General features: G+C 65.6%; 28 protein-coding genes. 19 read left to right on the forward strand and 9 right to left on the reverse strand.

Annotation, left to right across the window (positions count from 1 at the left end; genetic code table 11):
- Positions 1-145: 145 nt before the first annotated feature.
- The 9 genes from ACU8HS_RS19190 to ACU8HS_RS19230 all read left to right on the forward strand — a co-directional run bounded on the left by ACU8HS_RS19190 (position 146) and on the right by ACU8HS_RS19230 (position 6,999).
- A complete protein-coding gene (locus tag ACU8HS_RS19190) occupies positions 146-1,309 on the forward strand; it encodes a M20 aminoacylase family protein (protein ID WP_113414798.1) in 1,164 nt (387 codons plus the stop codon).
- Positions 1,310-1,461: 152 nt separating this feature from the next.
- Complete coding sequence (locus ACU8HS_RS19195) at positions 1,462-2,247, forward strand: YdcF family protein (RefSeq protein ID WP_112573148.1); 786 nt, start codon at positions 1,462-1,464, stop codon at positions 2,245-2,247.
- A gap of 160 nt (positions 2,248-2,407) precedes the next feature.
- Entirely contained in the window at positions 2,408-3,238 is an 831-nt protein-coding gene (locus ACU8HS_RS19200) for a glycosyltransferase family 25 protein (RefSeq protein ID WP_112573146.1), read from the forward strand.
- Positions 3,239-3,322: 84 nt separating this feature from the next.
- Positions 3,323-3,733: a GNAT family N-acetyltransferase gene (locus ACU8HS_RS19205; protein WP_447014959.1), complete on the forward strand. Its 411-nt coding sequence runs from the start codon at positions 3,323-3,325 to the stop codon at positions 3,731-3,733.
- 248 nt (positions 3,734-3,981) lie between these two features.
- Positions 3,982-5,166 (forward strand): arabinose transporter, encoded by a 1,185-nt coding sequence (locus tag ACU8HS_RS19210; protein WP_447014960.1) that lies wholly within the window; start codon positions 3,982-3,984, stop codon positions 5,164-5,166.
- A gap of 157 nt (positions 5,167-5,323) precedes the next feature.
- Positions 5,324-5,878, forward strand: coding sequence for an alpha/beta fold hydrolase (locus tag ACU8HS_RS19215; RefSeq protein ID WP_447014961.1), 555 nt, complete (start codon positions 5,324-5,326; stop codon positions 5,876-5,878).
- Between the two features lie 73 nt (positions 5,879-5,951).
- A complete protein-coding gene (locus ACU8HS_RS19220; protein WP_447014962.1) occupies positions 5,952-6,137 on the forward strand; it encodes a hypothetical protein in 186 nt (61 codons plus the stop codon).
- Entirely contained in the window at positions 6,134-6,451 is a 318-nt protein-coding gene (locus ACU8HS_RS19225) for a hypothetical protein (protein WP_112704980.1), read from the forward strand. Before ACU8HS_RS19220 ends, ACU8HS_RS19225 begins: the two co-directional genes overlap by 4 nt.
- A gap of 185 nt (positions 6,452-6,636) precedes the next feature.
- Positions 6,637-6,999, forward strand: a complete 363-nt coding sequence (locus ACU8HS_RS19230) for a hypothetical protein (protein WP_112756179.1) — start codon at positions 6,637-6,639, stop codon at positions 6,997-6,999.
- Between the two features lie 94 nt (positions 7,000-7,093).
- Here the strand turns inward: ACU8HS_RS19230 and ACU8HS_RS19235 are convergent, their stop codons facing one another.
- The gene (locus tag ACU8HS_RS19235; RefSeq protein ID WP_007818490.1) at positions 7,094-7,306 is read right to left on the reverse strand and encodes a cold-shock protein; all 213 of its coding nucleotides are present in this window, start codon (positions 7,304-7,306) and stop codon (positions 7,094-7,096) included.
- 628 nt (positions 7,307-7,934) lie between these two features.
- Between ACU8HS_RS19235 and ACU8HS_RS19240 the strand changes: the two genes are divergently transcribed.
- Both ACU8HS_RS19240 and ACU8HS_RS19245 read left to right on the forward strand, forming a co-directional pair.
- On the forward strand, positions 7,935-8,534 hold the full coding sequence (locus ACU8HS_RS19240; protein ID WP_112573152.1) for a J domain-containing protein: 600 nt from the start codon (positions 7,935-7,937) through the stop codon (positions 8,532-8,534).
- A 131-nt stretch (positions 8,535-8,665) separates the two neighbouring features.
- Positions 8,666-10,444 carry an adenylate/guanylate cyclase domain-containing protein gene (locus ACU8HS_RS19245; protein WP_447014963.1) on the forward strand — a complete coding sequence of 593 codons (1,779 nt, stop codon included), beginning with the start codon at positions 8,666-8,668 and terminating at the stop codon, positions 10,442-10,444.
- A 329-nt stretch (positions 10,445-10,773) separates the two neighbouring features.
- Here ACU8HS_RS19245 and ACU8HS_RS19250 read toward each other — a convergent pair whose 3' ends face one another.
- From ACU8HS_RS19250 to ACU8HS_RS19260, 3 genes are all read right to left on the reverse strand, one after another.
- Positions 10,774-11,064, reverse strand: coding sequence for a GIY-YIG nuclease family protein (locus tag ACU8HS_RS19250; RefSeq protein ID WP_112573130.1), 291 nt, complete (start codon positions 11,062-11,064; stop codon positions 10,774-10,776).
- Between the two features lie 334 nt (positions 11,065-11,398).
- On the reverse strand, positions 11,399-12,364 hold the full coding sequence (locus ACU8HS_RS19255) for an IS110 family transposase (RefSeq protein WP_113414770.1): 966 nt from the start codon (positions 12,362-12,364) through the stop codon (positions 11,399-11,401).
- A 365-nt stretch (positions 12,365-12,729) separates the two neighbouring features.
- Complete coding sequence (locus ACU8HS_RS19260; RefSeq protein ID WP_447014964.1) at positions 12,730-13,668, reverse strand: IS110 family transposase; 939 nt, start codon at positions 13,666-13,668, stop codon at positions 12,730-12,732.
- A gap of 407 nt (positions 13,669-14,075) precedes the next feature.
- On the opposite strand from ACU8HS_RS19260, the gene ACU8HS_RS19265 reads away from it, so the two are divergent.
- Positions 14,076-14,627 (forward strand): isochorismatase family protein, encoded by a 552-nt coding sequence (locus tag ACU8HS_RS19265; RefSeq protein ID WP_112756193.1) that lies wholly within the window; start codon positions 14,076-14,078, stop codon positions 14,625-14,627.
- Positions 14,628-14,699: 72 nt separating this feature from the next.
- Here the strand turns inward: ACU8HS_RS19265 and ACU8HS_RS19270 are convergent, their stop codons facing one another.
- The 3 genes from ACU8HS_RS19270 to ACU8HS_RS19280 all read right to left on the reverse strand — a co-directional run bounded on the left by ACU8HS_RS19270 (position 14,700) and on the right by ACU8HS_RS19280 (position 17,439).
- Complete coding sequence (locus ACU8HS_RS19270; RefSeq protein ID WP_447014965.1) at positions 14,700-15,482, reverse strand: phosphodiester glycosidase family protein; 783 nt, start codon at positions 15,480-15,482, stop codon at positions 14,700-14,702.
- A 608-nt stretch (positions 15,483-16,090) separates the two neighbouring features.
- Positions 16,091-16,465 (reverse strand): hypothetical protein, encoded by a 375-nt coding sequence (locus ACU8HS_RS19275; RefSeq protein ID WP_112706472.1) that lies wholly within the window; start codon positions 16,463-16,465, stop codon positions 16,091-16,093.
- A 470-nt stretch (positions 16,466-16,935) separates the two neighbouring features.
- Positions 16,936-17,439: an N-acetyltransferase family protein gene (locus ACU8HS_RS19280; RefSeq protein ID WP_447014966.1), complete on the reverse strand. Its 504-nt coding sequence runs from the start codon at positions 17,437-17,439 to the stop codon at positions 16,936-16,938.
- Positions 17,440-17,808: 369 nt separating this feature from the next.
- On the opposite strand from ACU8HS_RS19280, the gene ACU8HS_RS19285 reads away from it, so the two are divergent.
- From ACU8HS_RS19285 to ACU8HS_RS19310, 6 genes are all read left to right on the forward strand, one after another.
- Complete coding sequence (locus ACU8HS_RS19285; protein WP_112573109.1) at positions 17,809-18,018, forward strand: cold-shock protein; 210 nt, start codon at positions 17,809-17,811, stop codon at positions 18,016-18,018.
- Positions 18,019-18,159: 141 nt separating this feature from the next.
- Positions 18,160-18,444 carry a cold-shock protein gene (locus ACU8HS_RS19290; RefSeq protein WP_112573106.1) on the forward strand — a complete coding sequence of 95 codons (285 nt, stop codon included), beginning with the start codon at positions 18,160-18,162 and terminating at the stop codon, positions 18,442-18,444.
- Between the two features lie 26 nt (positions 18,445-18,470).
- Positions 18,471-18,710, forward strand: coding sequence for a 30S ribosomal protein S21 (rpsU, locus tag ACU8HS_RS19295; protein WP_112573104.1), 240 nt, complete (start codon positions 18,471-18,473; stop codon positions 18,708-18,710).
- 39 nt (positions 18,711-18,749) lie between these two features.
- The gene (locus ACU8HS_RS19300; protein WP_112706470.1) at positions 18,750-18,956 is read left to right on the forward strand and encodes a hypothetical protein; all 207 of its coding nucleotides are present in this window, start codon (positions 18,750-18,752) and stop codon (positions 18,954-18,956) included.
- A gap of 206 nt (positions 18,957-19,162) precedes the next feature.
- The gene (locus ACU8HS_RS19305; protein WP_447014967.1) at positions 19,163-19,891 is read left to right on the forward strand and encodes a helix-turn-helix transcriptional regulator; all 729 of its coding nucleotides are present in this window, start codon (positions 19,163-19,165) and stop codon (positions 19,889-19,891) included.
- 130 nt (positions 19,892-20,021) lie between these two features.
- Positions 20,022-20,396, forward strand: coding sequence for a YybH family protein (locus tag ACU8HS_RS19310; RefSeq protein WP_112573098.1), 375 nt, complete (start codon positions 20,022-20,024; stop codon positions 20,394-20,396).
- A gap of 165 nt (positions 20,397-20,561) precedes the next feature.
- Here ACU8HS_RS19310 and ACU8HS_RS19315 read toward each other — a convergent pair whose 3' ends face one another.
- Positions 20,562-21,623, reverse strand: a complete 1,062-nt coding sequence (locus ACU8HS_RS19315; RefSeq protein ID WP_112573689.1) for a class I SAM-dependent methyltransferase — start codon at positions 21,621-21,623, stop codon at positions 20,562-20,564.
- Between the two features lie 266 nt (positions 21,624-21,889).
- Between ACU8HS_RS19315 and ACU8HS_RS19320 the strand changes: the two genes are divergently transcribed.
- Entirely contained in the window at positions 21,890-22,381 is a 492-nt protein-coding gene (locus ACU8HS_RS19320; protein WP_447014968.1) for a BA14K family protein, read from the forward strand.
- A 156-nt stretch (positions 22,382-22,537) separates the two neighbouring features.
- Here ACU8HS_RS19320 and ACU8HS_RS19325 read toward each other — a convergent pair whose 3' ends face one another.
- Positions 22,538-22,741 carry a DUF6494 family protein gene (locus tag ACU8HS_RS19325; protein WP_447014969.1) on the reverse strand — a complete coding sequence of 68 codons (204 nt, stop codon included), beginning with the start codon at positions 22,739-22,741 and terminating at the stop codon, positions 22,538-22,540.
- Positions 22,742-22,776 lie beyond the last annotated feature (35 nt).

Genomic DNA, 22,776 nt, shown 5'->3' on the forward strand with positions numbered 1-22,776 from the left:
GGCGTCGGGCGGGGGCGACGGGGCCTTCTTGCGCAATCCGCCCCATCCCCCGTTGGCAAAGCACCCCGCAAGCGGCTAGGCTCACCCCACCCACCTTCGGCCGCCGCTTCCCCTGCGCGGCCGCACCCGTCACGAGGATACAATCATGAGCAATATCGAAGCCGTTGCCGAGGAGGCCAAGGGATGGCGCCGGCATATTCACCAGAACCCGGAACTGCTGTTCGACCTGCCGGAGACGGCTGCCTTCGTTGCCGGCAAGCTTGCCGAATTCGGCTGCGAGAAGGTCACGACCGGGCTTGCGAAGAGCGGCGTCGTCGCCGTCATCGAGGGCACGAGGGGGCCCGGCAAGACGATCGCGCTGCGCTGCGACATGGATGCGCTGCCGATGTCGGAGGAGACCAATCTTCCCTATGCCTCCCGCAATGCCAACCGCATGCATGCCTGCGGCCATGACGGGCACACGGCCATGCTGCTGGCGACCGCCAGGTGCCTGATGGAAAACCGCGATTTTTCCGGCCGGGTGGTGCTGGTCTTCCAGCCGGCGGAGGAGGGCGGCGGCGGGGCGCGGGTGATGATCGAGGAAGGTCTGCTCGAAACCTTCGGCATCGACGAGGTCTACGGCATGCATAACGAGCCGGGGCTGGAGATCGGTTCTTTCGCCACCCGCGCCGGCCCGTTCATGGCCGGTGCCGACCGCTTCGTCATCACCATCAACGGCAAGGGCGGGCACGCGGCCTCGCCGAACATGACGCGCGATCCCGTTCTCGTCGGCGCCCATATGGTGACGGCGCTGCAATCGATCGCCTCGCGCTTTACCGATCCCTTCGATCCGGTCGTCGTCTCCGTCACCTTCAGCGAAGCCGGCAACGACAGGGCGCTGAACGTCATCCCGGCTTCGGCCCGCCTCGGCGGCACGATCCGCACCATGCAGGCCAAGACGCGCAAGGCCGTGGAGCAGCGCTTCCGCGAGATCGTGCAGGGCACGGCGAAGCTCTTCGAAACGGAGGCCGAGATCGACTGGCGGCCGGGTTATCCCGTCACCGTCAACGAGCCCGGCCGGACTGCGGCCGTGGTTGCGGCCGCCGCGCGCGTGGCGGGCGAGAGCAGGGTGGATGCGGCCTACGAACAGTCGATGGGGGCGGAGGATTTCTCCTACATGCTGGAAAAGCGGCCGGGCGCGATGATCCTGATCGGCAACGGCGACAGCGCCTACCTGCACCACCCGGCCTATGATTTCGACGACAGGGCGATCGCGCATGGCGTGCGCTACTGGCTGTCGCTGGTCGGGCAGGAGCTTGGCGGCCGGTAGGGGCCGGCGCCGGTCTGCGAGGGGTCTTGCCGCCAATCTGCGGCAGGGCCCCCGGCATCGGCCGCAGATATCGGGCATAAGCGAAAGCCGGCCTTGCCCCGAATCCCCGTTTGCGTTTTCGTGGCCGCATTTCAGCAGGACGGTTTGCACCCATGTTTTTCTTCGCCAAGATTTTCTGGCTCGTTTCCCAGCCGGTGACGGTCCTCTTCCTCCTGATGGCGCTCAGCGTCCTGCTGATGCTGCTTTCCTTCCGGCGGCTTGCCGTCGCTGTCGGGCTGGTATCGCTGGTGCTGGTATTCCTGACCTTCTACACCACGGCCGGCGCGCTCGTCGTGCAGGAGCTGGAAGACCGGTTTCCGCGGCCGGCGCCGCCGGCCGATGTCGCCTGCGTGATCGTGCTCGGCGGCGGCATCCCGACCCAGGTGGACGGGGCGCGCGGCGGCTACGATCTCGACGACGGCGGCGACCGCTATATCGAGACGGTGCGGCTTGCCGGCCTCTATCCCGGCGCCAAGATCATCATGTCCGGCGGCGACGGCAGCCTCGAAGGCGTTTCCATGAAGGAGGCGGATATCATCCGCCGCATGTTCGACGATTTCCATATCGATCCGGCCCGGGTCGAATATGACGCGCTCTCGCGCGATACCTATGAAAATGCCGTCAATGTGCGGGCGATCCTGCAGCGGCTGAACCTCGGCCATTGCCTGCTGGTGACCTCCGGCTTCCATATGCCGCGGGCGGTGGCGATCTTCCGCAATCTCGGCATGGAGGTGACGCCCTGGGTCGCCGATTACCGCACGACGGGCAAGGAGGGCCTGAAAGTGACGGTCGCCTATCCGCTCATCAATGCCGGGCTGCTCAGCACCGGCCTGCGCGAATGGATCGGCATCGTCGCCTATTATGTCGCCGGCCGCGTTTCCACGCTCTATCCGCAGTGACGGGGCCGCAGTGACGGGGCCGCACGGGTGGCGCAGCCCTGAAAAAGCCGGCGCATCCCGGAAAAAGTTGTGGCGCCGTCGGTGGCGCACTTTTGTTCGAATTGAAACATAGCTATATGTTTGCGCGGGGACGGCAGGGGCGCAGCGCCAGGGAACGCGTTTGAAAATATTGATCATCAGCCGCAAGGCGGAGGACGTCCGGCGGGAGTTCCAGATCCGGCAGCTGGCCGGACTCGGCCTGCCTTTCACCTTTCTCGACGCGGTCGAAGCCGCCGGGCTTTCGGCGGAGGAATGCCAGAGGGCGGCGAGCAACTGGCCGAGCCCGACCCGGCGGCAGGACATTGCCTGCTACCTTTCCCACCGCAAGGCCTGGCAGGCCGTGGTCGAACACGGCCAAAAACTGCTCATCCTCGAAGACGACGCGGTGCTCTCCGACGATATCGCCGCCGTCCTTGCCGCGATCGAGGCCCGCGCGGACAGCTGGAACAGCGTCTACGACCTCGAATTCGCCCCGCGCCGCCATATCCTCAAGCGCAGCCGCGCCTGGCAGGACGCGGCCGGCCGCTTCGGCGCCACCCGCGTCTACCAGAACCGGGTGGGGCTGGCGGGCTACGTCATCGGCCCGGCGGCGGCGGCGCGCATGCTGGCCGAGACCACGGACTATTCGCTGATCGACGCGCATTTCTGGCACCGCTCCTGGCTCGCCGCCTACCAGATCGAACCGGCCCCGGTCATCCAGCAGCGGTTTCTGGAGGACGAGGCCGAGAGCGCCGATTTCCTGCGCCCGGAAAAGGACCTGGTCTTCCTGCCGCTCAACAGGGCGCGCAAGCTGGCGCGGCGGCTGGAACTGGAAAGCATCAAGGCCCGCAACCTGCTCGCCGGCCTGTTCTTCGGGAAGAAACGGGACGTGCTCGTGGACCGCTCCCGCTTCAACGCCGCCGTGATGAAATCGGCGCAGGTGGGGCTGCTGCTGCCGCTGGTGGTCGGCTAGGGGCGCGGAGGGCGCGAGCCTGTTGACAAGGTGCGGCAGCCGTATTCGCTTGCGCCTTTCCGATGTCGACGAGCGAGTTCCCGCGTGACGCTTGAAGTTTCCGTTAATATTGAAGCTGCGTTGCAGAGCGAAGTCTCGGCACTTCTGTCGCAGTCGGATGCCGTCGCCGCAGCACTCTATCCCGGTGAATACCGCCGGCCGATTACCGCGCAGTCGCTCGCGGGACCGGGCACGCATGTCCTCATCGCGCGTCTCGCCGGAAGCGCGGTCGGGCTTTGCGTGCTGTTTGAGCGAGGTGACGGCACCACGGAACTCAAACGCATGATCGTGGATGCCGGTGCGCGGGGTGCGGGTATCGGCATGGCGCTGCTCCGGCGAGCGGAAGCTCAGGCCCTGGCGCTCGGAGCGCGGGCCATGCTGCTTGAGGTCGGAACACGGAACACGCAACACAGAAGCACAGCAGCTGTATCGTCGCGGCGGGTACGAGCCGTGTGAGCCTTTTGCGCCCTATAGTGCGACACCCATAAGCCTGTTCATGAGGCGGGTACTGGCAGAGGTCGCATCGGGAGACAGTGCTGCCGCGCCGACCCGCCGTTGACACCCGCCCGCATATCCCGTATCTCGCAGTGCATGCCAGTCCTCTGGCCGTAAGCGTTCGACGTCAACCAACGCACTTAACGATCCTTGCCGGTCGGAGTGCGTTTTTTTGTGCCCGTCGGACGAGGAACAGCCTGGAGGTTTTCATGGCTTTCCGTCTTACCGCCGATCGCGAGCAGGGCAGGCTCTACCTGCTGACCGCGATCCTCTTCGTTTCCTATCTCTGCGTCGCGATTGCGCTGCCCGTCGTGCCCGTGCATGTGACCGGCACGCTCGGGCTCTCCAACGGCTGGGCCGGGCTTGGCGTCGGCATTGCCTTTCTTGCCACCATTCTCACCCGCGGTTATGCCGGCGGGCTTGCCGACAGCAGGGGGGCGGCGGTGGCCGTGCGGCGCGGCCTGCTCTTCTATGCGGCGGGTGCCGCCGTGTCGCTCGGCTGTGGCCTCGTCGTGCGCGCGCCGGCTGCGGCGTTTGCCACCCTGCTGGCCGGGCGGCTGCTGATCGGGCTCGGCGAAAGCCTGGTTGCCGTCGGCGTCATTGCCTGGGGCATCGGCCTTGTCGGGCCGCAGCGCTCGGGCCGGGTGCTGGCGCTGGTGGGGGCGGCGATTTACGGGGCGCTCGGCCTAGGCGGGCCGCTTGGCCTTCTCCTGCTCGATCGTCTCGGCTTTGCCGGCACGATGGCCGTCAGCGCCGTGCTGCCGCTCCTCGGGCTTGTCGCGATCCGCGGCGTGCCGGCGACTGCGGCCCATCCAGGCAGGGAGCGGCCGCCGCTTGCCGCCGTCCTCGGCCGCATCTGGGTGCACGGGCTGATCGTCTGCCTGCAGGGCATGGGCTTTGCCGCGATCGGCTCCTTCTTCACCCTCTATTTCCGCGATCTCGGCTGGGACCATGCCGGCCTCGGGCTGAGCGCCTTCGGCACCGGCTTCGTGCTGGTGCGCCTCATCTTCGGCCACCTGCCGGACCGATACGGCGGGCTTTCGGTCGCCGTCGTGTCGCTGGCGGTCGAGGCGGCCGGCCAGCTGCTGATCTGGAGCGCGGCCGATCCGGCCGTGGCGCTGGTCGGCGCCTTCATGACCGGCCTCGGCTGCTCGATGATCTTCCCGGCCATGGGCCGCGAGGTCGTGCATCTCGTGGCGCCGCACCTGCGCGGCACCGCACTCGGCGGCTTCTCGGCCTTTCAGGACCTGGCCTACGGGCTGACGGGGCCGCTCGCCGGCGTGCTGGCGGACCGGGCCGGATATGGCAGCGTGTTTCTGGTCGGCGGGGGCAGCGCGCTCTGCGGCTTCGTCGTCGCGGTGATGCTGCGGCGAGGCAGGGCGGTCGCCGCTTAGCCTCATGCGAGCCAATACACGGGAAATTCGCCATCAGGACTCCATGCAGCCGGCCGGTTCCGCGGCCGATGTGCGACAAGGCAATTGTCGCCACCGCCAGCCTTGCCCCGTTGCCGCCGCGCCCCATCTCCTGTTGACCGCAACCGGAAAGGCCTCCATGCCGACACAGATCCTCTTCATCCAGGGCGCCGGCGAAACCACGCATGACGCGTGGGACAACAAGCTCGTCGACAGCCTCGCGCGCGAGCTCGGCCCGGCCTATGCGATCCGCTACCCGGCGATGCCGGACGAGGGCGATCCGCATTACGGGGCCTGGAAAGCCGCCGTCACCGCCGAGTTCCGGAGCCTCGAAGACGGCGCGATCCTGATCGGCCATTCCTTCGGGGGCACCGTGCTTGTCCACACGCTGGCCGAGGACTGGCCGGCCTTCGAGCCCGGCGCCGTCATCCTGATTGCGCCGCCCTATATCGGCGCGGGCGGCTGGGAGAGCGGGGAGATCGCCGGGCGCGAGGATTTTTCCGAAGGCCTGCCGGAAGGGCTGCCGGTGCTCATCTATCACGGCAGCGAGGACGATACCGTGCCCTTTGCCCATATCGAGCTTTACGCCAGGGCGATCCCGGATGCGGTCGTCTGCTCGCTGCCGGGGCGCGACCACCAGCTCGACAACGATCTGGCCGATATCGCCAAGGATATTCGCGCGCTGCAGGCCTGAGCCCGCCATTCCACGCCTCAACCATCGGCATCGCATCCTCCCGCATCGCTGAAACCGTTGCAGGAGGTGCCGCATGATATCGGGAGAGTTCGAAACAAGGAGCGAGGAGCAGGCCGCCCGCCGGCGCGATGCCGGCCGCACGCTTGCGCCGCTGGCCGGCCTCATGGCTGCCGCCGGCTTCGTCCTCCTGCTGGCCGGCCGCCACGAGGGCGAGCTTGTCCGCGCCGCGCGCATCGAGCAGGAGGTCGCCGGCCGATGAATGCCCTTGCGCTCCGCTTCGATTTCGACGAACTCACCATCCCCGTGCTCGGGCGCAACGACAACGGCCTGCTTCTCTACGGCTTTGCCGAGCTTTCGGGCGACCGGGAAGGGTTCAGCGTCGAGACCGTGCATCTTGCCGAGGGCACCGTGCTGCGCCGGGCCGGCAACCGCGAATGCGGCCGCCCGGCAGCCTTTGCCGACGAGCTCTTCCGCCGCATCGCCGCCGTCATCGAAAACGACAGGACGGTGCTCGGCCGCCACGCGGCGATGGAATGGGCCGAACTGGTGGAGCGCCACGGCGAGCCCGCCTGAGCGCGGCCTCGGGCTCGGCAGTCGGCAGGAAGCCGGAGATTTGCGGCTTCCGGTGCCCGTCAAGCCGTTGAAAATCCGCCTTTCGCGTGGATCGTGATCGAGGATAGGAATAATTTCCTTGATTGTTGCCGGCCTGGGCAGGTACAACCCTCAGACGGCAGCGACGGTGTAACAGGAGAGTTTGCATGCATGCCCGCCCGCTCGAAACGAGCGACAATCCCCTTCTCCAGACGCGCCTCGGCAGCGAGCCATCCGGGCAGGGCGGGGAGCCGGCGGCGCCCGCCGGGGACGATGCGCTGCTTGTGGCGCTCGGCGGCAAGCTGCATGCGGCGGCGGGGGTGGCGGAGCGGCGGCTGAAGGCCTTGCCCGATTATGGCGCCATCGCGCAGGAGGCCGCCGCCATCGAGGCGATCCTGCAGCCGGGAGAGGCGATCGCCGACCGGATGCTGTGTCTGCGGCCGGTGACATCGGCGGGCCATGCGGCGCTGCTGCGCGCCGAACTCTGGAAGCGCGGGGAATATATCGGAACCTATCTCGGTCCCGGTTGAGCGCAGTCTTCCAAGCCCGCCCGAACGTCCCGGCGCAAAGAAAAACGGCGCCCCTTGCGGAGCGCCGTCGCCTGCCTGAAGCAGTAAAGCCAGATCAGAAAGCCTGGATGTTGACGGCCTTCGGACCCTTGCCCATGCGATCCGGCTCGGTGTCGAAGGAAACCTGCTGGCCTTCGCGCAGCGACTGGATGCCGGAAGCCTGGAGAGCGGAGATGTGGACGAAAACGTCCTTGGCGCCGCCTTCCGGCGTGATGAAACCAAAACCCTTGTCCTGGTTGAAGAATTTTACGGTGCCCTTGGTGGCCATGGGGATAGTCCTTTTTCCCATTTTTCAGTTTGACCGCACCCCCGGCGGAGGGGAGGCGGACGGCTTTAGCTTTCGCGTGTCGGCCCGAAAGCCGGACGCGAAGGGTCAGTCGAGACGTCACGTACGGGGAAAGAACATCTACGCGCGAGGGCGTCACCCACGCTGCCTTGCACGGAATTGGCGCTCCGACACGACATTACCACTTCAGTCCAGTCACCGGCATGCGAAATGCCCGAGTGTGTCAGTTGGTGCCAGCATTTCGGGCAAAAAGCAAGCGGCAATATTGTGGCATGGCTTTTTGCGTCGCGGGAAATGATGACGATTCAAATGGTTGGCGGAGCGTTAGCCAGGCCTGATGAACATGTGTCATTGCGGGATGGAGGGCGCGGATGCAACTTTTCGGCGACCGCGCGCCACCTGCGGCTGAGCCGATTTCGCGCGGCTTGTGAAAAACCCGTCGCGTTAACCCTTCACCTGTGGGAAAATCCGGCCGTTCCACAATTTCGTCCCGAGCGGCCGCAATTATGGCAGGGTGTTTCGGGGCTTGATGCGGCGCGAGCCAGCCGGTAGGTCTCGGAGGGACGAAGCAGTGAATGAAGGAAGTGCCGGCGTGATCGATCCCTATGCCATGCTTGGACTGGAGCGCGACGCCAGCGGCGAGGCGATCAGGCTTGCCTGGCGCAAGGCGGCCAAGGGCGCGCACCCGGATGCCGGCGGCGATGTCGACAATTTCAACCGCCTGCAGATCGCCTACGAACTGCTGCAGGATCCGGTGCGCCGGCGCGTCTACGACGATACGGGCTACGATCCGCAGCTGGCCGACCCCAAGGATCTCGAGGGCGTGCTGATGCTGGAATCGCTGGTCAACGAGGTGATCCTCGACGAGCGCGAGCCCGGCAGCTTCGATCCCGTCGCCGCCATGCGCCGCAAGCTCTCCGACGATATCGTCAAGAGCCGCTTCCACATCCTGGAGCTGGAACGCCACCGCGCCCGCGTGCGCAAGCACATAGACCGCCTCGGCCGGCGGCCGGAGACCGACGTGCTCGGCTCCATGATGCGCGCCCGCAGCGAAGCCATCGCCGACGCCATCCGCAAGACGGAAAAGCAGATCGAGACGATCGAGCATACCTATTCGATGCTGGAGGGATATTCCTACGAGGTGGAGATCCCGGAGCCGCTGGAAGAGATCGGCCAGGCGGAGCCGCAGCGCGGGGAGGCGGCGGAATAGGGGGCAAGGACTGGGGGCGCCAGCCTGGGCGGCCCTGCACCCGTCCAGCCGGCCATTTCTCGCTGCCCCTTGCCAGGCGTCTTGGTGGGCGCGCGCATCGCCGTTATGCTCTCCGAACGGGAGAAGACACGATGCGGGATGATCCTATCGATCGGAGGTTGGCGGCGGTCCTGGCGGCCGACGTCGTCGGCTATTCCCGCATGATGGCGGCCGACGAGGCGGCGACGCTTGGCGCCCTGAAGCGCCACCGGCAAACCGTCCTGGAGCCGGCGATCGCGCGCCACAAGGGCCGCCTCGTCAAGCTGATGGGCGACGGGGCGCTGGCGTGCTTCGACAGCGCGGTCGATGCGGTCGAATGCGCGCTTTTTCTGCAGATGTCTGCGGCCGGTGACAGGCCGGCGCCGGAGGCCGGCAGGCCGCAGATCGTGCTGCGGATCGGCATCAATATCGGCGATATCAGGTTCGATGGCGGCGACATCTACGGCGACGGGGTCAATATCGCCGCGCGCCTGGAGGCGCTGGCGGCACCCGGCGGCATCTGCATCAGCGCCATCGTCAGGGAAAGCATCGTGGGGCGCGTCGATGCCGCCTTCGAAGACGGCGGCGCGGCGCAACTGAAGAACATCGACCGGCCGATCCATATCTGGACATGGCGACCGGCCGGGGCGGTGGCGGCCCGGCCGGCCGCGCCGCTGAAGGGCATCGAGAACATGTGGCCGTCGCTTGCCGTTCTGCCCTTCCAGAATATCGGCGGCGATATCGAACAGGAATATTTCGCCGACGGCGTGGTGGAGGATATCATCACGGCGCTCAGCCGCTTCCGCTCCTTTGCCGTCATCGCCCGCAATTCTTCCTTCGTCTACAAGGGGCGGTCGGCCGATGTGCGCGCGGTGGCGCGCGAACTTGGCGTCCGCTACGTGCTGGAAGGCAGTATAAGACGGGCGGCGGCGCGGCTCAGGATCACCGCGCAGCTGGTGGACGGCGTCAGCGGCGCGCATCTGTGGGCCGAACATTACGACGGCTCGGCGCAGGAGGTCTTCGATTTTCAGGACCGCATCACCGAAAGCGTCGTGTCGATCGTCGAGCCGCATATCAAGAGCGCGGAAGTGGCCCGCTCGCGCCGGGAGCGGCCGGAAAGCCTCGAGGCCTACGATCTCTACCTGCAGGCGATGGGCAGCTTCTATTCCAGCGAGCCGGGGCGCAACGCAGCCGGATTTGCGCTGATCGAGAAGGCGGTGGCGCTGGAGCCCGCCAACGCGCTCTATCTCTCTTGCGGCGTCATGCTGCTGATGCAGCGCGTCACACTCGGATGGAAGCGGCAAGGGGCGGCCGCCGAGCGGGCGCAATGCGCCGATTACATCGAGCGCGCGCTTTCCAACGGCCGCGGCGACGCGGCCGTCGCCGGCATCTGCGGCAACACGCTGATCCAGACATTCCGGGAGTACGATCGCGGTTTCGAGCTCACGCGCCAGGCTGTCACCCTCAATCCCAACAATCTGGACGTGCTGAATTTCGCCGGCGTCGCAAGCCTGCTGTGCGACAGCCTCGACGACGCCGTCAGCTATTTCCTGCGGGCCGAGCGGCTGAGCCCGAACGGGCTCGGCGCGCACTGGAACCTGACGGGTCTTGCCCATGTGGAGCTTGCGCGCGGCAACCCGCGGCAGGCGCTCACCTGGGCCACCAAGTCGATGGCCGCCAATGCCGTCTACGGCCCGTGTTTCTGGATGCTGATCGCCGCCAACGCCCAGCTCGGCCGCCTGGAGGAGGCGCGACGGCACCTCGCGGGCCTGCTGGCGATCTCCCCCGGCGTCACCGTTTCGGCCATCCGGGCGGGGCAGGCGGCGAGGTTTCCCGAGCGGATCGAACCGATTCTGCAGGGCCTCAGGATGGCCGGCATGGCGGAGGCGTGAGGCTGCGCCGGGTGCTGCGGCCAAGAAAAAGCCCGGTGGGGTTTTCCGGGCTTGAGGCACTTGGCGGGCACGGCGCTCCCTTGCACCGCGCCTCTTTTGACGGCCATTCCCCTCTGGCCGTTTTGAAACGGCACCGCCGACGGCGGCTCAGGGTTGAAATGGCGCTCGCGCGGCGATTGAAAAGAGGCAAGGCGCCGGCCGGGCGATCACATTTGCGACACAGGACGGCGCGGCGCGATCGCGGCCCGGTGAAGCAAGGGGCGAGGCCCGCCTGACGGCTGTCGCGCGCCGGCGGGCGGCCGCGCCGGCGGGCGGCCGAAGAGGCAGGCTCACAACGCCATCAGATGCCAGGAAATATCCTCCCATTGCGGGTTGTTCTCCTCGATGAGATTGAGCTTCCACTGCCGCGGCCATTTCTTGATCGTCTTCTCACGGACGATCGCCGCCGTCAGCAGGTCGTGCTCCTCGAACCAGACGAGGGTCTTTACGCCATAGCGGGAGGTGAAGCCGGGTGTCAGCTCGTTCTGATGCTCGAAGAGGCGGCCGGGCAGGTCACGGGTGACGCCGGTATAGAGCGTGCCGTTTCTTTTCGACGCGAGGATGTAGACATAACCCTTCATGGTTGAAGAATGGCCCGCAGGCGTGCGGTATTTCAAGAAAATTCTTGGGGCTGCGGACGCGTCGGGTGGATTCCTCACAACAGCTCGTGCAGTCTCCCTGCCGCGCAGGCGCCTCAGTGGGGCGAGGCCCACCCCAACCACCCCATTCCTGTGCCTCACCATCCCTCGCAACCGTTCCGCCGGAAGGCCTACCCCAACCACCTCATCCCTGTGCCTCACCCATCCCCCGCAACCGCTCTGCCGGAAGGCCCACCCCGACAGTGCCTCACCCCATCCCTCGCAACCGTTCTGCCCGGAGGCCCACCCCAACCTCCCTCACCAAGTCAGTTAAAGCCTATGCCGGCATTTTTTCGGTTTTCGGCTTGAGAGCGTCCCTGACGCGGGCGTTTGCGATGGTGATGATCTTTCGCATGAGGGCGGTGAGGGCGAGCCGTTTTGGTTTTCCGGCCTTGACCATGGCTTTGTAGGCCGTGGCGAGCGGTCCGTCTCCGCGGCAGGCTGTGAGGGCTGCGGTGAAGAGCGCGGGGCGGATCGTGCGTCGGCCGCCGAAGGTGGCGCGGTGCCAGCTGACCTTGCCGCTGTCTTTGGGATGGGGTGCGACGCCGGCAAGGCTTGCGACCTGGCGGCGATTGAGGCTGCCGAGTTCGGGCATGAGGGCCAGCAGCATCGGCATGAGGACGGGGCCGATGCCGGGGACCGAGCGCAGTGCTTTGGCGCGCAATGTCAGATCGTGATCCTGGGTGATCAGGCTGTCGATCTCGGCATTGAGGGCGGCGATATGGCGGTTGAGCTCATCGAGATGGGCATTGATATCGTCGGCGAGGAAGCTGCCGCGCGGGGCCTTGAGGCGATTTTGCTCCTGGACGCGCATGGCGACGAGATCGAGCCGGCGGGCGACGAGCAGCGTAAGTCTTTGCCGGATCGGGTCTTTGGGTTGCCATTGTGGCAGCGCCTCGGCACGGTCCTGTCCGTAGCGGGCCAGCCATCGGGCATCGATCGGATCGGTCTTGGCGCGTTTGCCGAAGGATTGGATATAGGCCTTGACCTTGGCGGGATCGGCGCGATGGGCTGGAATGGACAGTTCCAGGAGCACGCCGAGCACGGTGTCCTCGTGGCCGCCGGTTGCTTCGCACACGGCAAGCGTGGCGCTGGCCTGATAGGGCTGCAGGGCCGCCCGCAGCGCGTCGGGATCGTTGGCAATGGTGATGCTGCGATGGGTGCGGCTATCGAAGAGGGCAACGGTATCGCACGAGACGTCCAGACCGAGGATGGACTGGATTTTGGCCGGTTCTGTCATCATAATCGGGCTCCATGCTTCGAATTGTCTGCGGGCGTGTCCGACGGATAGCCCAGTCAAGTCATCAAGCGATGCGAAGCTGGAGCGATGAGGTCCCTTCATGAGGTCGGTTGTCAAAACCAATTCCTGTACGGGCGCCTGACCGCGCGAACCCCGGGATGGCCGTCCCGGGGTTCAAAACCAGCTTCTCCGATAGTAAAGCATGGATCGCACAGACAATTCCTGTGCCTGTCACAGGAATCCAGCCACCGCGCGTCCGCGCGGTGAATGACTCCCATATGCCGCAATGAAACGAGTCTCTCCTGCCCAAGGACTTGGGCAGGCTGGATCCCTGTGACAGGCACAGGAATGAGCGACTATCTGATGTGTCAAGTTGCATATTGGAATTCCTTTCGCGCATCTCGTGCTTTTGCGTTGAGAATGACGAGGAGCTTTCTGGCGAGCGCGATGCGAATGACCATTTTCGCTTTGCCTGCGGCTTGCAACCGTTGCTGGAAGGCGCCCAGATGCGGATCGTATCTGGCAGCAATGGCGGCGATCAGGAAGAGGATGCCACGTGGCCCCTTGCGACCGCCGCGCACCGGCCGTGGTCCGCTTTTCTTGCCGCTGTCGTTGGCAATCGGCGCAAGGCCAGCCAACTTGACGATAGCCTTGTTGGAGATATGACCGATCTCCGGCAGCTCGGCCATCAGCCGGGCAACCGTGCGCGAGGCAACACCCTTGATGGAGCGAAAGGCCTTGTCGAGGCCGGCCCAGAGCGGATCGTCGTCGATCATCGAGGCGATCTCGCCTTCCAGCCTGCGGCTCTGACGCACCAGAAGCGCGATCACCTCGTTGAGGCTTTCAACGGCCTGTGCATCGCGGGCAACGCTTCTGCGCTGCTTCTGGATGATCAGGTCGCCGGTGACCTGGGACAGCCGCGCCACCAAGGCCTGCAGCCGCATCTGCGTCGGCTTCGGCGGTGGCGAGGCACGCAGCGGCCTGGCCTCGGCATAATGGGCAATCACCGCCGCATCGATCTGGTCGGTCTTTTCCAGAAAGCCCATGGCCTCGGCAAAGCGGCGCACATTGCGCGCATTGGCAAGCGCGCAGGCGACCCCCATCTCCCACAACAACAGAAAGGCCGGCCGCTCGTAACCGCCAGAGGCTTCCATGGCCACAAGCTCGACAGCCTCGGCAAGGCACAGAGCGCCAAGCGCGCCAATACCGGCCGCATCGTTGCTGAAACGCTGCGAAATACCCAACGGGCGGATGAACACATCCAGCCACTCCTTCGAAACATCCACTCCACATATGATGCTGTTCACGGTAACCTGCCTTGTGCGTGCGGTTGGAACCAAGCGACTGTTCGGTCGTACGTGACGATGGCGACGATCCCTGGCTCATCCACGGTTGTAGCCGGAGGGAGAACGGGCGACGCCGCCACGCCTCTTGCCGGGTGGCCACCCGGCAAGAGGCTCAGTCGCTTCCTTCGCACAAAATCATCAATGTGCAGATACAAGGGTGGGGAGGGGGCGTCGCCGCCCAAAGCAGGCGTCGGGCATGGCGGCAAGGGACCTTGTGCGGCCTCCACCACCCGACGCGGCACTCTCACCGCCAGCCAGCCCCCGCCACCGCCTCGCTCCCATCGCGATATTTCGGGAGCGACTTGGCACGTCGCAAATGGTAGAGCTCTCTGCCAGAGCCCATCAAGCGCGGAAAGGACCGGCTGGCCATGGCGACTGCACTCCTCATCGTCGATATGCAGATGCTCATGCAGGAGCGGCTGGATGCCGGGCGCGAGCATGTGAACGGGCAGGCGGGGGAGAATATCGCCGCGCTTGCCGCCGCCTTCCGTGCCGCGCGCCGGCCGGTCATCCATGTCCGCCATGCGGAGGCCGATCCGGCGTCGGCCATGCACAGGGATGCGCCGGGCTGCCGGCCGATGCCCTGCGCGGAGGCGCGCGACAACGAGCCCGTCTTCGTCAAGTCCACCTCGTCGGCCTTCGCCTCCACCGAGCTTGAGGGCTATCTGCACGAGGTCGGCATCACCCATCTCTATGTTGCCGGGGCGGTCGCCGGTTTCTGCGTCAACACCACCGTGCGCGCCGGCTCCGATCTCGGCTTCAGGATGAGCGTCGTCCGGGATGCCGTGCTCGGCTTCGACCTGCCGGACGCCAATCTTTCCGCCCGCACCATTTTCGACGTGACGATGGCGCATCTGGAATCCGATTTCGCCGAGATCGTCGAGACGCGGCAGGTCATGGCGATGCAGCCGGCGGCCTAAAACAGTTCCGGCGAACGCGGGAGCCGGTTTGGCCGGAGCATTGAAGGCGAACCCGTTTTCGCCGGAAATGCCCTAATTGCCTTTCTCGGCCACGAGCGCGACGATCGGCCCGTAGCCGCCGTGCCAGGAGGTGTCGTTGCGGCCAAGGGCGGGATCGTAGAGACCGGTGCCGTTTCCGCCGTCGAGGAAGAGGGCATCTTTGCAGTTCAGCCCGTCGCGGAAGAAGCCGGCGAAATCGTGGAAATTCACCTGCGCCTCGCTGATGGCGAAGTAGAGCGTGCCGTCGGCGGCAAGCCCGACGCCGTTGCGGCGCGTGCGGTCGGCCGAGCCGGGGATGAAGATCGGGTTGATGCGGTTTTCGACGACCAGCATCGGGCCGGACTGGGTGGCAAGGCGCGGCTTCGGCCGGCGCTTCAGGAATTCCGGCGTGGGCAGGATATGGGCGCCGGCGGCATCGAGATAGAGGATGCCGTTCGGCTGCTTGAAGAAGTTCGGCAGCGGGCCGGAAAGCTTCGGCGGCGCCTGCGTATTGACCGGCACCAGCGCGCGGCCGTCCTCCACGTAAAGCCCCATCGGCGAGAAATCCTCGCGGTACATGCCGGCATTCATGGCAAAGACGAGCGCCTTGCCGCCGGCGGCGAGATCATCGGCAAGGCCCGAAAACCGCCGATAGGGCCGGCCCGCCGCATCCTTCCAGAAAAGCCGCAGCTCGGCTCCGGCGGGATCGACGGCGCAGACGATATAGGCGGCACCCGCAAAGCTCTGCCGCTGGCAGGCGGGCGACGGGGCATCCGTGGCACCGGCGGCAGGCGCGCCGGCAAGAAAGAGGGCAAGGGCAATCAGGCGGCGGAACATGGCGTCTCCCCGGTGGCGTGCCCGTTTCCTCGCCCGCAAAGATGGCGGGAGGAAGGAGGCGGGGTATTTCTGGTGTGTCGGTGGATTGCGGGTGGAGGAAGGTTGGCGTTGTGCCGTGGGGTGTCCCCCTCTGTCCTGCCGGACATCTCCCCCACAGGTGGGGAGATTGGCTGGGGGCGCCGGTTTCCCCAAACAATGACCGTTTCAAACTGCGCAACGTTAGAGATGGCGAAGGTCAAGCCACGAGTCGATCTCCCTCCTTGTGGGGGGTCCGAAGGACGGGTCGAGACCGGTGGCTCGCCCCCGGCAGCCCGACAGGACAGAGAGGGGTGCCCCACGGCACAACAGACAATGGAACCGAACACCCGCGCGCGACAACCTCACCCCCGAACTTCCCCAGGATCACCCAGCTCACCTAACGTAAATCCCCTTGAATCGCCTCGCTTTTTGCCGAAAATCGCCAAAACATCACCCGATTGGGGGTGGCGGCTGGCTGGCCAGGCGCTAAAGTGAAGCCGGCCTTGTGGAGCTGGGCCAACTTGACGCGACTTGGAGGCCGTCTCTCCCGACGTGCCTCTTTTTTTGCGCGGATCGACGCGGAAGGCAGGTCAGCGCGCCTCGACGCCCAGCAGGTCGAATTCGTCGATGAGGCCGACCACTTTCTCGCCGTCGAACGTCTCGGCGCCGATGATGCTCTGGCCGTCGTAATTTTCCGCCTGCAGGACGATGACATATTTGTCCTCCTGCCGGAAATAGGCATATTGCGGGATCTCGATATCGAGCGGCTTGCCGTAGCCCTGGCCGTTCTCGCCGGCGGCAAAGACCGCCGTGCCGTTGTCGACATCCTCCGGGGCGGCACCGCGGCCGGTCAGGAAGCCCGAGCGCGGCAGCTCCGGCCAGCGGGCGGCGCCGCTGAAGAGCAGGGCGGCGCTGAGCGCGATCGCAAGCGCCCGCACGGTCTTCAACTCACTTGCCTTTGCCATGGTCCGCTCCTGCCGGGAAAGAGGGCGAGGAACCTGAATCCGCCTCGCATCCGCAAGCCACAGAAAGCGCCGCCGGAAGGCAAGGGCAAGACGGCGCAACCGCACTGCACAATTTTATTCGCGACGGCGCATATAGGAGGGTGGCCCATCCGGTAGCCGGATACCGGCGGCGGAGAGGGGCGGGCGGACCGGGCGATCGTTGCGAGCAGTTGCGGCGGCAAGAGCGCTGCACACTTTTGCTGGAATTGCGCTTTTCCCGCCGCAATTCCGAACGCAAAACCGCTGCACACTTTTGCTGGAATTGCGCTTTCCTGCCGCAATTCCGGACGCAAAACCGCTACGCACTTTTGCTGGAATTGCGCTTTTCCCACCGCAATTCCGAACGCAAAACCGCTGCACACTTTTGCTGGACTTGCGCTTCCTGCCGCAATTCCGGACGCAAAACCGCTACGCACTTTTGCTGGAATTGCTCAGGTATCCGCCTCGCGGGTCATCTCCACCATGGTCGGGCGGAAGCCCATGGCGGCGAAGAGGTTGCGGGCGGCCTCGTTGCGGTGGGCGGTGGAGAGAACGAAACGTTCGCAGCCCATGGATTTCAGCCCGGCCATCGCCGCCTCCATCAGCAGCCGGCCGACGCCCCGGCGGCGGCTGGCGGGATCGACGAAGAGATCGTGGATCAGGCCCGCCGGCCCGCGCAGCGACATATAGTCGAAGCCTTCGGATGCGGCATAGGCATAACCGAGGAGCCGCCCCTGCGCTTCGGCCACGAGCACGATGACATCGGGCTGGGCGAGCTGGCTTTTCAGGAAATGGCCGTAACGCTGCGGCGTCGTCTTGCCCGGCTCGATGAAGCGCTTGGCGTCAAGCTCGTGGTGGAGCGCCACCAGCAGGGCGCCGAAACCGCCGAGAATTTCCATGTCGCCCGGCGCGGCGGGGCGGATCGTGACAGCATGTTCAACCGGCTTTGTCGGCATGGCGGTTCCCGTTGGGTTTGCGGCTGGATATGTTCCTACATGGTGGCGGGCTGCGTGGCTATATGGACGTATGGCGGTGGCGGCCGGCCGGAGGGGCGGGGCGACACCGGGCGCATCCCCAGCGATCGGCGGAAAATAAATAATCGACGGAAAACCAGATATTTACAGAAAAAACCTGCACCCGATTCGAAGTTTTTTCCTTCCTGTCGGTTGCCAAATCTAAAATTGTGCGTATATTGCGCCCATCGACCATTGCTTGTGACGTCGTTTCGGAGCCATTTCGCTCTCGTCAGATTTCCTTCCAAATAATCGACCCAAGCCCGCAGGGTATCGCGGGAAATCCAACGGTTGCTTTGAAAGGAGATCGTTATGAATACAGGTACAGTCAAGTGGTTCAACGCTACCAAGGGTTTCGGCTTCATTCAGCCCGATAACGGCGACACGGACGTTTTCGTCCATATTTCCGCCGTCGAGCGCGCAGGCATGCGCTCGCTGTCCGACGGACAGAAGATCAGCTACGACATCGTCCAGGACCGTCGCTCGGGCAAGAACTCGGCCGACAACCTGCGCACCGCCTAAGAATTTGTCACGGCTTCGCGCGACCACGGATGTACTGGCGCGCGCAGACGCTGACGCAGGCCCGGCCTGAAAAGGCGAGGGCCCGGGAAGGTCGGGAGCAGTCCCGGCCTTTTATTTTTCATTCCATGAGGGTAAAACGACATGGCATATCGTCGTTACCGGCCGGGCGACACGGTCGTGCTCAAGCACGGCGTGCTCGGCAGCACCCAGCCCTCGGGTTCGGGCCATATTCTCTCCGTCCTGCCTGCCGCGCAGGGCTTCGTGCATTATCGCGTCCGGTTCCATAACGAGAATTTCGAGCGCAGCATCCGCCAGGACGATATCGACGTCCAGGCATCGCCTTCGCCGCCCAAGCTTGCGCAGGCGGCGCCCGAAAAGCCGAAATCGAGCTGGATCAATGCCAATTCGATCCGCATCAGAAAATGACAGCAATCGCTGATTAAGGAGACAACTTGCAGGTACTCGTCCGAGACAACAATGTCGATCAGGCTCTGCGCGTGCTCAAGAAGAAGCTGCAGCGCGAAGGCGTGTTCCGCGAAATGAAGGAACGCAGCGCCTACGAGAAGCCCTCGGAAAAGCGCGCCCGCGAAAAGAGCGAGGCCATCCGCCGCGCCCGCAAGCTCGCCCGCAAGCAGGCGCAGCGCGAGGGCCTGGTGCCGGCGCCGAAGAAGAAGGTCGGCCGTGGCCGCTGAGGCTTCGCGCCCCTGCGGACCCGAAGGCAAGGAGAAGGCATGACCGAGCCGAAGGACACGTTCTTCAAGCCCGAGAAACTTTCGCCGCAGGCGAGGGCCGAGCAGACGACCTCCGTCGCCCGCGACATCCTCGAAAGCGAGGCCGCCGCCCGGCAGAAGAAGACGGAAAAGCTGCGTGCGCTAAGGCTTGCCCAGCCCGCCCCCGAGACGCCCGCGAAGAAGAGCAGGGCGGCGAAGAAGACCTAGGGGCTTTCGGGCCTTGCCTTGTCACGGTTTGATATGAAGGAAGGCGGCGCTCCGGTTCGGGGCGCCGCCTTTTCCTTTGCCGCGGTGGACGGTTCTTCGCCGTTCGGCGCTTGCTGGATGCGCGGGGCGCGGCCTGATATGACCGAGCCCGCGCGGTCGGCATGATGTGCGAGACCCGGCATGACGTGTGAGACGGGGAGTTTTTCGTGAGGCGCGCCCAGCGGCTGTTTCAGATCATCCAGATCCTTCGCACCGGGCGCGGGCCGGTGACCGCCGAACGGCTGGCCGCCGAGGTGGAGACGTCCAGGCGCACGATCTACCGCGACCTTGCGGCGCTGATGGCGGAGCGGGTTCCGATCCGCGGCGAGGCCGGGGTCGGCTACGTTCTCGACGACGGGTTCGACCTGCCGCCGCTCATGCTCACGGCCGATGAGGTCGAGGCCCTGGTGCTCGGCGTGCATTGGGTTGCCGGCCACGGCGACCCGCAGCTGGCGAAGGCCGCCGTGGCGCTGCGGTCGAAGATCGTGGCCGCCGTCCCCGAGCCCCTGAAGAAGATCATCGAACAGCCGGCGGTGCAGGCGAGCTCGGTGGAGGTGCCCTTTGCCGAAGGCGCGGATCTGGCGGTGCTGCGAAAGGCGATCCATGCCGGCCGCAAGATCAGCATCGGCTATGTCGATGCGCAGGGAGCCGCCACGCGCCGCACGGTGTGGCCGTTCCTGATCGGCTATTTCGAGGGCATAAGGCTGCTGGCGGCCTGGTGCGAATCTCGCGACGATTTCCGCAATTTCCGGACGGACCGGATCACCCGCATAGAGGTTCTGGACGAGCACTTCGCCGTGGCCCCGCCCGTTCTCCTGGCGCGGTGGAGGGCAACGCTCGACAGGAGCGGGCCGCAGCAGGGCGGCGGGCCGGACCCCCGGCAGGGACAGGGGTAGCGCGACGGCAGCCGGAACCGGCGGCGCTCGCCGTTCTTGCGATCCGGCCTGCGCATCATGCTGACAGAACGCTGGCAACAGGCCCGTGATATCGCTGCCTCTGCCACTCCAACAGCAAAGGTAGAGCAAGATGCTGGCCAGAAGACCGGAAGACGTAGACGCCCTGTTTTTCGACGCCATGAACCGCGCCGATCTGGAAACATGCGTGGCCCTGCATGAACCGGACGCCCGGTGGTACATGGATGCGGGCAGGACCGCCCGCGGGCGGGCGGAAATAGGGGAGGCGCTGAAGCAGTTCCTGGCGTTCAGGCCGAGGTTCAGCTTCAGGGTGAAAGCGCTGCCCGACGAAGAGGGCGCCACCGCGATGCTGGTTTCCGATTGGGAAATGGCCGGCACCGACGCCGACGGCAAACCGGTCAGAATGGCGGCCAGAAGCACCGAAGTCGTGCGCCGCCAGGCCGACGGCACATGGCTCTACGCAATCGTCTTCGGAGGCAGCGACTGATCCGGCGCCGCCTCTGTCTTGCCGGGTCCTTCGGACGCCCCCACAAGGGGGGAGATCGGCCAGAGGCGGGACCTTCGCACCTCAGCGCAGAGCGGGGTACCACACGGCACAACGCCACCGGCACCCCACCCTTGCCGGCTTCCGAACGTCCGCCACGCCTCAATCCTAGTTCCGCACCTCGAAGATCATGTTGAACGGCGTCTCGCTTGCCCTGCGGAAGTGGTGGTAGCCGGCGTCCAGGGCCACCTTGCGCAGTTTCATCTCGCCGGCCTGGGCGCCGAGGCCGAGGCCGACTTCCTGGGCCATGGAGGCGGGGGTGCAGATCATTGTCGAGGCGCCGTAATAGACGCGGCCGACGGGGTTGAGGTTGTCTTTCAGGCCGTCATGGGCGAAGGGCTCGACGATCATCCAGGTGCCGTCCTTGGCCATGGTTTCGCGGATGTGGCGGCCGGCGCCGACGGGGTCGCCCATGTCGTGCAGGCAGTCGAACATGGCGACGAGATCGTAGTTGCCGGCCGGGAATTCCTTGGCCGAGGCCTTGCTGAAGGTCACGCGGTCGGCAACGCCCGCCTCCTTGGCGGCCCGCCTGGCGCGCTCGATCGAGGGGGCGTGGTAATCGAAGCCGTGGAAATGCGAGTTCGGGAAGGCCTTGGCCATCAGGATGGTCGAGGCGCCGTGGCCGCAGCCGACATCGGCCACCTCGGCCCCGCGCTCGAGCTTTTCCTTGACGCCCTTCAGCGCCGGAATCCATTCGGTGACGAGGTGGCTGTTGTAACCCGGCCGGAAGAAGCGCTCGGTGCCGCGGAAGAGGCATTTGCTGTGCTCGTGCCAGCCAAGGCCGCGCCCGGTCTTGAAGGCTTCCTCCACCTTGGGCTCGTCCATCCACATGGATTGCACGATCTCGAAGGCGCCGCCGAAGAAGGCGGGGCTCTCCTCGTTGGCGAAGACCAGCGCCTGTTCCGGCGTCATGGCGAATTTGTTGGAGGCCTCGTGATAGGTGATGTAATCGGCCGCCGCCATGGCCGCCAGCCATTCGCGCAGGTTGCGCTCGGTCAGGCCGGTGGTTTCGGCAAGCTCCATCGAGGAGCGCGGCCGCCCGTCGATCATCGCCCGGAACAGGCCGAGATGGTCGCCGAGCACGACGAGAACGCCCGACACGCCGGCGCCGAGATCGCCCACGAGGCGGGCGACGAGCGCATCGACTTTCTCCATGTCAGGCTGCTGCATATCGGTTTTCTGCTTATCGCTTTTGCGCATGGCATCCTCCTCAAGATGCGCCGGCCCCAGCCCGGCAGATCGACCATCCGCGGAGTCTAGGCGGGGCAGGCGGGCCGTCAATGCTGCATTCGGGTGATGGGGGCGGGTGATGGAGGCGGGTGATAGGAGCGGGTGGCGGGTGCTGCGACAGGCCCCGGCGCCGGCGGCGAAATCGGGTGCCACGCCCTGCTTTCCGCGCTATAATGGGCGGGGGCGATGCAGAGAGAGGTGAAGCCATGAAGAGGCTCGCAATCATTGCCCTGTCGCTGGCAACGACGCTGACCACGACGCTGGCCACGACGCTGACGGGCGCACCGCCGGCTGCGGCCTTTCCCGTCATGACCGCCCCCGATATCGGCGGGCAGCAGGCCGAGCCGGTGCGCTATCGCGGCGGCTATCACGGCGGCTATTATCGCCACCATGGCGGCGACGGCTGGGGCTGGGCGCTCGGCGGCCTGGCGACCGGCGTCATTATCGGCGGATTGCTGTCGCAGCCCCGGTATTACGGCTCCGGCTATTACGATCGGGGCTATTACGGCTCGGCCTATTACGGCCCGCGTTATTACGCGCCGCGCACCTATGCGCCGCGCTCCTATCGGCCGGCCTATTATGGCGGCAATGCGCATGTGCGCTGGTGTTTTGCGCGCTACCGCTCCTACAGGGCCTATGACAACACGTTCCAGCCCTATTACGGCCGGCGGCAGGCCTGCCTCTCGCCCTATTATTGACGGCGCAGCAATTCCAGCAAAAGTGTGCAGCGGTTTTGCGTCCGGAATTGCGAAGAAACAAGCAATTCCAGCAAAAGTGTGCAGCGGTTTTGCGTCCGGAATTGCGGAAAAACAAGCAGATGGAGCACGTTCGCGTTTCGAGGAAAACAACCTGCGCTATGGAAGCTCGATTTCGCCGTCGATCACATGGCTGAGGCCGGTGCCTTCAGCCGTCAGCGTCATGCGGACTTTCAGCGTCTTGCCGCCGACCTGGCCGCCGATCCGGCCGTCGCGCACGGTCTCCTCGATCTTGCGCTGCGAGGTCACGCCGACTTCCTTCAGGAATTTGCGGATGGACATGTTGAAGGCGTCTTCGCTCATGGTGGAATCCCCTCTATCCGGCAGCGATTGTAAGC

The organism is Rhizobium sp. KDH_Rht_773_N, assembly GCF_052946295.1.